Below are 12,216 nucleotides of genomic sequence, written 5' to 3' on the forward strand. Positions count from 1 at the left end.
AAGCGTTTGACGTAGGTCCGTAACGAGTGCCATGATTCCCCTGAATGCTTAGCGCCCTGTCCGGCGCCGGAGCCCGCACAAGCCCAAACCGGACAGGCCCCAATGACGTGGAGAGAATGTGGAAACGAACACCCGCAAAAAGATCATTCTTGATTGCGACCCCGGCCATGACGACGCAGTGGCATTGCTGCTGGCTCACGGCAACCCGGACATCGAGCTGCTGGCCGTGACCACCGTAGTGGGCAACCAGACCCTCGAGAAGGTCACCCGCAACGCCCTCTCCGTCGCCACGATCGCGGGCATCACGGGCGTTCCGTTCGCTGCCGGTTGCGATCGCCCCCTGGTCCGGACCATCGAAACCGCCCCCAGCATCCACGGTGACAGCGGCATGGACGGCCCGGAGCAGCCCGAGTCCGCCATCGAGCTGGACCCGCGCCACGCCGTCGATCTCATCATCGAAACCGTCATGGCGCATGAGCCGGGCACGGTCACCCTGGTTCCCACCGCTGGCCTGACCAACATCGCCATGGCCGCCCGCAAGGAGCCGCGCATCGTGGAGCGTGTGAAGGAAGTCGTCCTCATGGGCGGCGGCTACCACGTGGGCAACTGGAGTGCGGTGGCTGAGTTCAACATCATCATCGACCCCGAGGCCGCGCACATCGTGTTCAACGAGAAGTGGCCGGTTGTCATGGTGGGCCTCGATCTGACGCACCAGGCGCTGGCCACGGACGAGGTTGTGGAGCGCATCGCGGCCATTGGTACCAAGCCGGCCAAGTTCGTCCTGGAGCTCATGGAGTTCTTCAAGAAGACCTACAAGGATGCTCAGGGTTTCGACTTCCCGCCGGTGCACGACCCCTGCGCCGTTGCCTATGTCATCGACCCCACGGTCATGACCACCCGCAAGGTTCCCGTGGACATTGAGCTTCAGGGCAAGCTCACGCTCGGCATGACGGTGGCGGACTTCCGGGCACCGGCCCCGGAGGACTGCCACACCTCGGTTGCCGTTGACCTGGACCACAAGAAGTTCTGGGATCTGGTCACCGATGCGATCGAGCGAATCGGCGAGCCAACGCACGACGCCGGCACTCCCTCGAGCGCGCAGGTCGCCGAAGCTGCGACCGAGGCAGTCGTGGCCGTCGCAGCAGGAGAGGCGAAGTAATGTCCACCCTCGCTGAAAGCAAGTCCACCCGCAGCAACGTCACAGCCCTCATGGTCGCCCTGCTGGCAGCCTGCGTGGCGTTCCAGCTCAACGCCTCCATGCTCAGCCCGGCCCTGGTGACCATGGGCAACGAGCTCCAGACAGACCAGGCCACCATCGGCCTCTCGCAGACCTGGTTCTTCACCGCCGCAGCGCTGTTCTCCCTGTTCCTTCCCCGCCTCAGCGACATCGCAGGCCGCAAGAAGATCCTCCTCGGCATGATGGTCCTCATGGCGGTCGGTTCGGTCATCGCCGCTTTGGCGCCGGACGTCACTTGGCTGTTCGTGGGCCGCATCATCCAGGGCGTCAGCGGTCCTACCGTTCCCCTCTGCCTCATCATGCTCCGCTCTGCCGTGAGCAACCCGCGCAAGTACGGCGCGCTCATGGGCCTCATCACCGCCGTCAATGGTGGCGTGGCCGGCGTCGACTCCTTCGTGGGCGGCTACTTCGCAGAGAACTTCGGCTTCCGCAGCATCTTCTGGCTGATGGTGGCCCTGGCCGTCGTTGCCACCGCGTTGATCGCCTTCCTGGCCAGCGAAAGCAAGCCGGCCGCAGGCACCACCATGGACTGGTTGGGCGTATTCTTCATCGTCATCGCCGTCGGCGCGCTGCTCACCGCATTGAACGAAGGCTCCAAGCTCGCGTCGGCATTCGACGGCGGCACGCTGGCCCTCGCCGTCGGCCTCACCGTAGTTGCCGTGGTGGCGTTCGCCGCCTTCTGGACCGTCGAGAAACGCGCCAAGCAGCCGATGGTGGAAACCGTCCACCTGCGCCAGCGCTCAACGTGGGCTCCCCTGCTGACCACAACCCTGACCATGACAGGCATCTTCGCGGTAATCAACGGCATTGTCCCGGCATTCGTCCAGGCCGCCGATCCCGGTTTTGGCGTTGGGCCCACGGAAATGTCGCTCATGATCCTGACCCCGTACGCGCTCCTTGGCTGGGTCTTCGGACCGATCAGCGGCCGGCTCGCTCCAGTCTTGGGCTACACCAAGGTGCTCCGCATCGGCCTCATCGGAAGCCTGGTGGCCCTGGCGATCATTGCCCTCTTCGGCCTCAACAGCCTTCCCATGATGATCGTTGGGACTGCCTTGCTGGGCATCATGTACGCCGGTACCGTCAACATCATGCTGAACGGACTCGGTGTGGTGCTCTCCCCCAAGGGCAACCCCGGCTTCCTCCCCGGCATGAACGCCGGCGCCTTCAACCTGGGTGCGGGCCTGAGCTTCCTCGTGCTTCCCGCCGTCCTGGTGGCTACCTCGGCGCTCGGTGACGCGAAGGCCTCCTACCTGACCGTCGTCGTCGTTGGTTTTGCCATTACGTTTGCTGCGTTCGCGGCCTCGCTGCTGATCCCCAAGCCGGTTGACGCCGAGGTACACGAAGACCAAGAGGTGGCTGCGTGAGGAAATCCGGAATCGTCGTCGTTGGCTCGCTGAACGCCGACCTGACCATCTACACCGAGCGGCTTCCCCAGCCCGGCGAGACCGTGCATGGCAATGGCTTCGCCGTGAACCCGGGTGGCAAGAGCGCCAACCAGGCCGTTGCGGCCAGCAAGCTTGGCGGCAACGTGACCCTGATCGGCGCAGTGGGCGATGACCCCAACGGGACCATGCTCCTCGAGTCCACTGCCAATGCCGGCGTTGATGTTTCCCGCGTGCGACGCTCAGACGTTGCAACCGGAGTAGCTGTCATTTCCGTAGATGCCAACGGAGAGAACAGCATCATCATCTCCGCAGGCGCCAACGGCACACTGGCCCCTGCCGACGTCGACTTCGCCGCCTTCCGTGATGCCGCCGTCGTCTGCCTCTGCTTGGAGGTGGGTATCGATACCGTGGTGGCCGCCGCACAGGCAGGGCACGACGCCGGGGCAACAGTCCTGCTGAACCTCTCGCCGTACGCGGAGGTTCCCGAGTTGTTGGCAGGCTTGAGCGACGTGTTGCTGGTCAACGCGCACGAGGCCGCCCTTTTCCTTGGCTCGGAGGCTTCCATCCCCGACGCAGACGCCGAAGCGGAGGCTTGGGAGCCGGTGCGCCGCCAATTCGCCGACCGTGGTTTGCCGCGGGTGCTCGTGACGCTCGGTTCGCAGGGGTCCGTGGTGCTGGATTCCTTGGCTGACGGCGGGCAGCTGGCACGGATCGCTCCAACGCGGGTGTCCGCCGTCGACACCACGGGCGCCGGCGATGCATTCACCGGCGCCGTGGCAGCGCGCCTGGCTGCGGGTGATTCGCTTGTTGAAGCTGCTTCGTTCGCTTCAGTGGCCGCAGCGTTGGCCGCCACAAAGAAGGGCACTCAGGCCGCCTACGCAACCCTCGGCGAAGTGGAAGCCGCCCGGGCCTCCTGACCCCTCCCGTACCCAACCGGGTCGCAGATCAGGCCTTCCTGAGCTCTCAGAACAGCCTGATCTGCGACCTGCTTGGGTTAAGCGGACTTGCGGGCGGCGCGTTGGGCTGAGCGCTCGATCGCCCTGCGGCTCAGGGCGCCATGTCCGGCCATGAGGCGGGGCACCACCAAGTACACAGCGGTGGGCACCACGAACGCGGTCAACACCAGGGCGCGCAGAACGGGGTGCCAGGGTTCCATGATCGGGCCGAGCAACAGCATGCCGACGGAAACCAACGGGAAGATGGCGATCCACGTGATAAGTGCCCGCATGTGCAAGGACGGCCCCTGGGGACGAACGACGGCGGCCGTTGCGTCGGGCGCGACGGCGTCGGTTTGGGGGGTAGCGGCAGGGACTGTCATCAGATTCTCCAACCAGATAGTTGCAATTGGCTTGGAATCACCATAACCGCCCACTGGAGCAATTACAACTACTTAGTTGGAAACTGGTAATGTGACCCTATGGCATGGGACACGGAACGGACCAAAGCGCTGCTGCTCGAGGCAGCAACATCGGAGTTCTGCGCCCGCGGCTTGGCCGGAGCGCGTATCGATCGGATCGCCTCGGAAGCCGGCGTCAACAAGGAACGGATCTACCAGTACTTCGGCAACAAGAACGCCCTGTTCGACGCCGTCATCGTGGCCGCACTGAGCACCCTCATGGACGAGGTACCCATCGAAGGTACAGGTCCCGAAGCCATGGCCGACTACGCGGGCAGGCTGTTCGACCACCACCGGAAGGACGCCACCGCTCCACGCCTTCTCTTCTGGGAAGGCCTGGAGCGCGGCACGGAAGTGGTGGGGCTCCCCAAACGCATGGCCAACTGCGCTTCCAAGGTCAACAGCACCATCGCCGCGCTTCCCGGCGTCTCCCGGGAGGATGCCGGAGATCTCCTCATCACCATCGTGAGCCTCTGCGATTCAGCTCCTGTCCTCCCCGCACTGGATGGACTCATGGCCGGCGATGACCCCGGCCGTGCAGAGAGGCGACGCGCCGCCGTCGTACGAACCGTCTACTTGGCTGCGGCAGCGCTGGCCACCGAAGCAGCGGACCACGCACCCGTTTCCTAAACCCAAAAGCCTTGGTTTGTCACCCCATGTGACAGATTCGACAGCGAAAATGACTGCCGTGTGGACTAACCCCCTAGCCAAGCGGGGGTGCGATGAATCATGCTTGCACCATGTACTCAAAGACGAGCCCATACCGCATCATTACGGTCTGCACAGGAAACATCTGCCGCTCCCCCATGGCGGCGCTCATGCTGACCGAAGCCTTCGAGGCGGAGGGGCTCGGCGACCTGGTTCAGGTGGACTCCGCTGGAACCACGGGGTACGAGCTGGGGCACCCGATAGACCCCCGTGCCGCGCGGATTTTGACGGCACAGCACATCGCTTCCGAGAACCACGTTGCCCGTGAGTGGCGCCGTGAATGGTTCAACGAGCGCGAGCTGATCCTGGCGCTCGACGTCGACCACTTCGGCTGGCTCCAGGAGGGCGCCCCGGACCAGGAATCGCTGGCGAAGGTCCGGATGCTCCGCAGCTTCGACCCCCTCATGGCCGGACGCAGTTCCCTCGATCTGGGTATAGAGGATCCGTGGTACGGCGGCCACACCGATTTTGACAACACCTGGAACCTCATCAAGGGCGCCATCCCGGGAATCGTCCGCCATGTCAAGGAAGCACTGGCCAACCAAGGAAGCGAGCCCCAGCAGGTAACCTCTATGTCATGACCCCTGCACCCGTGATCATTGCTGTCGACGGGCGGTCCGGCGCAGGCAAGACAACGCTCGCCGTCGAATTGGCCGCTCGGCTGCGGGAACACCACAAAGTCTCGCTCTTCCACCTCGAGGACATCTACCCGGGCTGGAATGGCCTGGCAACCGGCATCGAGCGCTATGTGGATACGGTCCTGACCCCGCTGAGCAGTGGCAAAGCCGCCGAATGGATCAGCTGGGACTGGGAAAACCACTACGACGGAAGCACCAAGGTCACACTTCCCGCGGAGATTGTCATTCTAGAAGGCGTGGGTGCAGCCGCCGAGGCCGCCCGACCCATGGTGGACGCCGTCGTCTGGGTTGAAGCGTCCGGCGAGGACCGTCGACGCCGGGCTTTGGACCGCGACGGAAGCACCTACGAGCCCTACTGGGACACCTGGGCGGAACAGGAAGACGCGTGGCTTGCCGCGGACAACGTGGCCGATGCGGCGGACATCCATGTCCTGAACCCGGCCAACGGCAGCGCGCCCGGAGACGTCCTGCAGGCCATGACGTACCTGGCTCCCCTTTCCGCTGTGCTTTCCCCCGAGTTGAGCGCCCGGCGCGGGCTGCAGCTCCGCTCCGAAAAGCTCGAGGCAGTGCCCGATGCCGAGGCCCTCTTCCACGGACTCTACGGATCCTCGCGCAACGCCGTGTGGCTGGACTCCTCAAACGCCGCCACGGCCGTCACCGGGGGCAGCCAGGCTGCTGCACGCAGCCGGTTCAGCATCATGGCCGACGACGGCGGAACCTTCGGCCAGTCGGTACAGCACCAGTCCGGGTCTACTTTGGTCACAGCCGGCTCCGCGACCGTGCGGACGTCCGGGCCGTTCTTCCGCTGGCTCGATACCGTGTGGGGCCGCCGGGCGGTCCGCGCTCCCGAAGGCTACGACGGCCAATTCACCCTTGGCTGGCTGGGATACCTGGGCTATGAGCTGAAGCGTGAATCCGGTGGCAACGACGTCCATTCGGACACCCCCGACGCCGCCCTCCTTTTCGCCGGGCGGGCTGTGGTGCTTGACCACCATGAACACTCGGTATGGCTGCTCACCTTGGACGCGCCCGACGCCGACGAATGGTTCAGTGAGGCCCGCTCAGCTGTCGAGACTGCCTCGGCAGGTCACGGCGGAGGGGTCCACCCGGCCACGGTCCACCCGGGCCGCGGTCGACGCGCAGTCGGCGTTCCCACAACGCCGGGCGGCCCGGCCGCCGTCGTGGGTTCCGGGCCTGACTTCACCTGCCGGGACTCCGCCACCGACTACAAACGCAAGATCGCCGAAGCGCAACACCAGATCGGCGAGGGCAATTCGTACGAAATCTGCCTCACCACCACCTTGGAAGCGCCCGCTGGGGACCTCGATGCCTGGCCGGCCTATCTCGCTTTGCGCCGCCGGAACCCGGCCCCGTTTGCCAGCTACCTGAAGTTCGGCGACCTGGCCGTTGCGAGCACCTCGCCGGAGCGCTTCCTGCGGATCCTCTCCGATGGCGGCATGCGGGCCGAGCCGATCAAGGGCACCCGCCGCCGGTCCGCCGATGATGCCGAGGACATCCGCCTGCGGCATGACCTTGAGTCCTCCCGCAAGGACCGGGCCGAGAACATCATGATCGTGGACCTGCTCCGCAATGACCTCAGCCACTTCGCTGTTCCGGGCTCTGTAACGGTCAGCCGGCTATGTGCGATCGAGAGCTATGCCACGGTCCATCAGATGGTCAGTACCATCGACGCCCAACTGCGTCCGGGCGCTCCGCGGGCGGAAGCCGTAGCCGCCGCGTTTCCTGCCGGGTCCATGACCGGCGCCCCGAAAATCAGCACCATGGAGATCCTCGACCGCCTGGAATCGGGGCCGCGGGGAATCTACTCAGGCGCCGTGGGCTACTTCTCGATGAACGCCGCCACGGACCTCGCGGTCGTGATCCGGACTTTGGTGGTGAATCCCGACGGCGGTGGCGGCCGAACGCTGAGCCTGGGAGTTGGCGGGGCCATCACCGCGGATTCGACGCCGGACGACGAGTACGAGGAGATCAGGACCAAAGCCTACGGCGTGCTCTCAACGCTGGGCGCCGAATTCCCTTCCTAGGACCTACTGGAGCGTCGCCGTCAGCCGGGCCACGTTATCCACATACTTGGCCAGCGGGGGCCTCTGCACCCAATCCTCGAGCGTAAGCTCACGGGACACCTCCCGGTACGTGGCCTCCACGGCCCGCATGAGGTTCACGGTTTCGGCACCAAGCAGCATCACCGAAACCTCCATGTTCAAGGAGAAGGAGCGCATGTCCATGTTGCTGGAACCAAGCACTGCAACTTCATCGTCGATCGTGAAGTGCTTGGCATGGAGGACGTATGGCGCCCGGTACAAGTAGATCCGGACGCCCGCTTCCAAGAGGGCCTCGTAGTAGGAACGCTGGGCGTGGTGGACCAGGAACTGATCGCCCTTCTCGGAGACGAAGAGCTCAACATCAACCCCGCGCTGCGCGGCAGTGGTGATGGCGTAAAGCAGCGAGTCGTCGGGCACGAAGTAGGGGCTGCAGATGGAGATCCTGTGCTGTGCCGAGTAGATCAGCGTGTTGAACAGGCGAAGGTTGTTTTCCGTGGAGAACCCTGGACCGCTCGGGACCACCTGTGCCGTGACGTGCCCGGGGTTCGGCTCCGTCGGCAGCCGTAGCTGGTCTTCGAGGGATTCGTCGGTCTCGCTCAGCCAGTCCGTGGCAAACACCACATTCAGCGTGGGCACGATCGGCCCTTCAAGCCGGGCCATGAGCTCCACCCACTTGCGGCCTACCTTGCGATGCTTGGGGTTGTTGTAGGAAGGCTCGATCAGGTTCTGGGAACCAGTGAAGGCAAGGACGCCGTCGATGACAAGGATCTTGCGGTGGTTCCGCAGGTCCGGCCTACGCCACTGTCCATGGATGGGCAGCAACGGCAGCATGGGCTTCCACTGGATTTTGCTTGCCTTGAGCCTGCGTACCAGCCGGCGGTAGCCCTTGATGCGGAGCGTTCCGATGTGGTCGAACAGCAGCCGCACGGTAACACCACGCTCTGTGGCCTTCTCAAGCTCAGTCAGCAGTTCGTCCGTCATGAAGTCGCTGCTCATGATGTAGAACTCTGCATTGACGTACCGGCGCGCGCCCCTGATCGCTTCGGCCATGGCCTTGATGGACTCTTCGTAGCCGGGAATCAACTCCACCTTGTTGCCATCGACCATTGGCAGCGAGCCGAGCCTGTGGTTGAGCTCCGCGGCAGAACTCACCCATTCCGGACCCGCGTACTGGCTGGCCGGGTCGGCAAGCTCGGATGTGACGGAACGAACCCGCCGGTTCACTGCCTCCTGCTGCTGCCTGCGGCGCTTGGACAACCTGAAGTTGCCGAAAAGCAGGAACAGGACAAAACCCACCGAAGGGACCAGGAAGACCGCCAAGAGCCAGGCCATGGCGGTGGTAGGGCGCCGATTACCGGGAATGATGCCCAGCAGCACGATGCGCATGATGATTTCTGCGACTACCCAGGCACCCAGGAGCCACGTCCACTCTGGTCCAAGCGGAAACGGAAAAAGCACTCGACAAACCCCCACGGTCCGGAACTATCGGTGACCACAGCCTATCCGCCCGCCCGGGCAGGATGGCGCCACTAAGCTTGGACCATGACTTCTCCTGCCCCGACAGTGCTCGTTTTCCTTGACCCGGCCTTCGAAAACGGCCGGATCGCCGATTCCAGCCAGCCCCAGCTCATGGCGACTGACCTGGGGGCAACGCGCGGCGACGGGGTCTTCGAGTCACTGCTCGCGGTCCAGGGACGCCCGCGCAAAGTGCAGGCCCACTTGAACCGTTTGGGCACCTCGGCCGCGGCACTGGACCTCGTGGTTCCGGAGCAGGACGCCTGGCGCAGGGCCATCGACACCGCGATCAGCGAATTCCGTTCAACCCATCCCGCACCGACGCCGGAGGAAGACGAGGTAGTGGTCAAGCTCCTCGTCACCCGTGGTGTGGAGGGCGCTTCCAGCCCCACGTGCTGGGTCCAGGCTTCGCCCTCACCGGCGGGCAGCCGCCGGCAGCGGGAGACGGGTATCGACGTCGTGCTTCTTGACCGCGGCTTCGACACCGAAGCCGGCGAGCGCGCGCCGTGGCTGTTGCTTGGCGCCAAAACGCTTTCCTACGCCGTGAACATGGCGGCGCTGCGCTACGCGCACAAGCAAGGCGCCGACGACGCCATCTTCACGTCCACGGACGGCCGCGTCCTTGAGGGGCCCACGTCCACTGTGCTGCTGGCCCACTTGGAAACCATCGACGACGGCGAGGGTTCCGTCCGTACGGTGCGTCGCCTGATCACTCCCCAACTGGACAGCGGCATCCTCCCCGGTACTTCGCAGGGCGCGCTTTTCGCTGCGGCGAAGGCGGCCGGGTGGGAGCTGGGCTACGGACCGCTGGAACCCCAGGATCTCTTCGATGCCGATGCCGTGTGGCTGATTTCGAGCATTCGGTTGATCGCACCCGTAAACCACATCAATGGCAAGGAGATCGGCTCGCCGGATGTGCGAAAGCAGTTGACGGCCGAGTTGAACGAACTGTTCGCGGGAATCGAGTAGCTCCCCGCAAGGAACTTAGCAGGCAGCAAGCAAAGTAATTGCTGGCATGACGCTTTGATAAGGAACTCTTAGCCTCAGGCTCAGCTTTGCTGTGCGTCGGCATGGGTTCCTTATCCTCCTTGAAATGGTTCCCCTCCGTGTGGTGAACCTTGTTCTCGTGTTAGTTGGATCACTCCAGCGGGCACAACCCTTTTGACTTTTGCTGGCTAACTTTCCCGGAGGGAATATGGGACTCAGCTCCCCCACACATGCCGAAGCATCGGCAACCGAGGTGTCGGCAGACGCAGCCTCGAGCGCAGGACTCCGCCGGTCCATGGGGGCCCGGCACCTGGTGATGATTGCCATGGGCGGCGTCATCGGCTCAGGCCTCTTCGTCAGCTCGGGATACACCATCGCCACAGCGGGGCCCTTGGGCGCGGTCATCGCGTTCCTCATCGGCGCCGTCGTGGTCTACCTGGTCATGGCCTGCCTCGGGGAACTCGCCGTTGCGTTTCCCGTGTCCGGCGCTTTCCACATCTACGCCGCCAGGACCATCGGACCGGCTACCGGCTTCGCCACGGCCTGGCTCTACTGGCTCTGCTGGGCCGTGGCTTTGGGTTCGGAATTCACAGCGGCCGGACTGCTCATGCAACGCTGGTTCCCGGGCGTCGATGTCTGGATCTGGTGCTTCGTCTTCGCCACCGTGCTGTTCACGCTGAATGCCATTTCATCGCGCGTCTTTGGTGAATCGGAGTTCTGGTTCGCGCTGGTCAAGGTCGCCGCCGTCGTCGTCCTGATCATCCTGGGCGGCGCCGCCCTGCTGGGCTTCCACCCGCTCGCGGCGGGGAGCTACCCCTCGCTGACCGAGAATTTTTCCACCCCGCAGGGCCTGTTCCCCAACGGTTTCACAGGCGTCTTCGTGACCTGCCTCGCCGTGTTCTACGCGTTCTCCGGCTCGGAGCTGATCGGCGTTGCCGCGGGCGAAACAGCCGATCCCGGCAAGAACATCCCCAAAGCCATGCGCACCACGGTGATCCGGCTGATGATCTTCTTCGTCGGAGCAATCATCGTCATCGCCGCCACCATCCCGTACGAGAAAGTCAGCGTGGATGAAAGCCCGTTCGTCACGGTCTTCTCCATGCTTGGCATCCCGTTTGCTGCGGACATCATGAACTTCGTGATCATCACCGCCCTGCTTTCGGCCGGAAACTGTGGCCTGTTTTCCTGCGCGCGCATGCTTTTCTCCCTCGCGGACGAGGGACACGCGCCCAAGGCTTTCCGCAAGCTCACCAAGCGGGGCATCCCCCTCGTGGCGCTCTGCGTAAGCATGCTTGGTGGCCTCGCGTCGCTGATCAGCAGCATCGTGGCGCCGGCGACGGTCTACCTGGTGCTGGTATCCATCGCCGGTTTTGCCACCGTAGGTGTGTGGATGTCCATTGTGGCCTCGCACTATGTGTACCGGCGGACGTTCGTGCGCAACGGCGGGGACCTCTCGTCGCTCCCCTACCGCGCACCGTTGTTCCCGCTGGTGCCGATCCTGGCGTTTGCCCTGTGCGTGGTCTCGCTCGTGGGCATCGCGTTCGACCCCAACCAGGTAGCGGCGCTACTGTTCGGCGTTCCCTTCGTCGGAGCCTGCTACGGCTTCTTCTACTTCAAATACGGAAGACGGCGGAAGCTCGCTCCGGTGGTTACGGATGAGGCCTCCGTAAGCTCCTGACCTGTTCCCGCTGTCAATCAGCCCCCTGGGCAACCTTGTTGGTTACCCAGGGGCTGATTTGGTGTTCCGGCCGGCACGCGAGTGCGTCAGCTACTGCTTGGCCTGCCTCACCGGGTGCTCGCTCAGGATGGACAGGCGATTGAAGGCATTGATCCCGATTGCCGCCATGCAGATCACGCTGATCTGTTCGTCCGAGTAGTGCTGCCGGGCTTCGGCGAAGAGTTCCGCGCTGGGCCTGGAGTTGCTCATGCGGGTGATCTGCTCGGCGATCTTCATTGCCACAACTTCCGGCGCCTCGAACAACCGCACTTCCCTGTACACAGCCACCAGGGACAATCGTTGTTCGGTCTCGCCGTACTTCAAGGCTCGGCGATGGTGGAGGTCCAGGCAGAACGCGCAGCCATTGATCTGAGAGCACAGGTAGTTGATGAGTTCCAAGGTCCTGCGCGGAATGCCGAGGCGGTCCGCTTCATCCACCAACTGCTGGGAGTAGTGGGTCAGCGTTGCGTAAAGATCGGGCTGCTGCTTGTCCAGATAGCCGGCGAGGCGGGGCGTTGTTTCCTGTTGGGGCATATTTGGAGCCTAATGCACGCGGGACGTGAGAGAGGA

Annotated in this window: 11 protein-coding genes; 8 read left to right on the forward strand and 3 right to left on the reverse strand. The window is 64.1% G+C overall.

All coding sequences use genetic code 11. The annotated features are described in order from the left end of the window. Nucleotides 1–118 precede the first annotated feature (118 nt). The 3 genes from ACIPY2_RS17750 to ACIPY2_RS17760 are packed head-to-tail and all read left to right on the forward strand — an operon-like array spanning nucleotide 119 to nucleotide 3,539. Complete coding sequence (locus ACIPY2_RS17750; protein ID WP_400267715.1) at nucleotides 119–1,159, forward strand: nucleoside hydrolase; 1,041 nt, start codon at nucleotides 119–121, stop codon at nucleotides 1,157–1,159. Continuing rightward, nucleotides 1,159–2,601 (forward strand): MFS transporter, encoded by a 1,443-nt coding sequence (locus ACIPY2_RS17755; protein WP_400267716.1) that lies wholly within the window; start codon nucleotides 1,159–1,161, stop codon nucleotides 2,599–2,601. Before ACIPY2_RS17750 ends, ACIPY2_RS17755 begins: the two co-directional genes overlap by 1 nt. Beyond that, on the forward strand, nucleotides 2,598–3,539 hold the full coding sequence (locus tag ACIPY2_RS17760) for a ribokinase (RefSeq protein ID WP_400267717.1): 942 nt from the start codon (nucleotides 2,598–2,600) through the stop codon (nucleotides 3,537–3,539). Before ACIPY2_RS17755 ends, ACIPY2_RS17760 begins: the two co-directional genes overlap by 4 nt. A 77-nt stretch (nucleotides 3,540–3,616) precedes the next feature. On the opposite strand, the gene ACIPY2_RS17765 is transcribed toward ACIPY2_RS17760, so the two are convergent. Continuing rightward, complete coding sequence (locus ACIPY2_RS17765; RefSeq protein WP_400267718.1) at nucleotides 3,617–3,940, reverse strand: hypothetical protein; 324 nt, start codon at nucleotides 3,938–3,940, stop codon at nucleotides 3,617–3,619. A 99-nt stretch (nucleotides 3,941–4,039) separates the two neighbouring features. On the opposite strand from ACIPY2_RS17765, the gene ACIPY2_RS17770 reads away from it, so the two are divergent. From ACIPY2_RS17770 to ACIPY2_RS17780, 3 genes are all read left to right on the forward strand, one after another. Continuing rightward, nucleotides 4,040–4,648: a TetR/AcrR family transcriptional regulator gene (locus ACIPY2_RS17770; protein ID WP_400267719.1), complete on the forward strand. Its 609-nt coding sequence runs from the start codon at nucleotides 4,040–4,042 to the stop codon at nucleotides 4,646–4,648. Nucleotides 4,649–4,758: 110 nt separating this feature from the next. Continuing rightward, nucleotides 4,759–5,307 carry a low molecular weight protein-tyrosine-phosphatase gene (locus ACIPY2_RS17775; protein WP_400267720.1) on the forward strand — a complete coding sequence of 183 codons (549 nt, stop codon included), beginning with the start codon at nucleotides 4,759–4,761 and terminating at the stop codon, nucleotides 5,305–5,307. Next, nucleotides 5,304–7,409 carry a chorismate-binding protein gene (locus ACIPY2_RS17780; protein ID WP_400267721.1) on the forward strand — a complete coding sequence of 702 codons (2,106 nt, stop codon included), beginning with the start codon at nucleotides 5,304–5,306 and terminating at the stop codon, nucleotides 7,407–7,409. Before ACIPY2_RS17775 ends, ACIPY2_RS17780 begins: the two co-directional genes overlap by 4 nt. Nucleotides 7,410–7,412: 3 nt before the next feature. Here ACIPY2_RS17780 and cls read toward each other — a convergent pair whose 3' ends face one another. Next, nucleotides 7,413–8,885, reverse strand: coding sequence for a cardiolipin synthase (gene cls, locus ACIPY2_RS17785; RefSeq protein WP_400267722.1), 1,473 nt, complete (start codon nucleotides 8,883–8,885; stop codon nucleotides 7,413–7,415). 84 nt (nucleotides 8,886–8,969) lie between these two features. Between cls and ACIPY2_RS17790 the strand changes: the two genes are divergently transcribed. Continuing rightward, a complete protein-coding gene (locus ACIPY2_RS17790; RefSeq protein ID WP_400267723.1) occupies nucleotides 8,970–9,911 on the forward strand; it encodes an aminodeoxychorismate lyase in 942 nt (313 codons plus the stop codon). Between the two features lie 226 nt (nucleotides 9,912–10,137). After that, entirely contained in the window at nucleotides 10,138–11,607 is a 1,470-nt protein-coding gene (locus ACIPY2_RS17795) for an amino acid permease (protein ID WP_400267724.1), read from the forward strand. 90 nt (nucleotides 11,608–11,697) lie between these two features. Here ACIPY2_RS17795 and ACIPY2_RS17800 read toward each other — a convergent pair whose 3' ends face one another. Beyond that, a complete protein-coding gene (locus ACIPY2_RS17800) occupies nucleotides 11,698–12,180 on the reverse strand; it encodes a carboxymuconolactone decarboxylase family protein (protein WP_400267725.1) in 483 nt (160 codons plus the stop codon). Between the last annotated feature and the right edge of the window lie 36 nt (nucleotides 12,181–12,216).

Source organism: Paenarthrobacter sp. NPDC089675, assembly GCF_044749185.1.
In the GTDB taxonomy this organism is placed as follows: domain Bacteria; phylum Actinomycetota; class Actinomycetes; order Actinomycetales; family Micrococcaceae; genus Arthrobacter.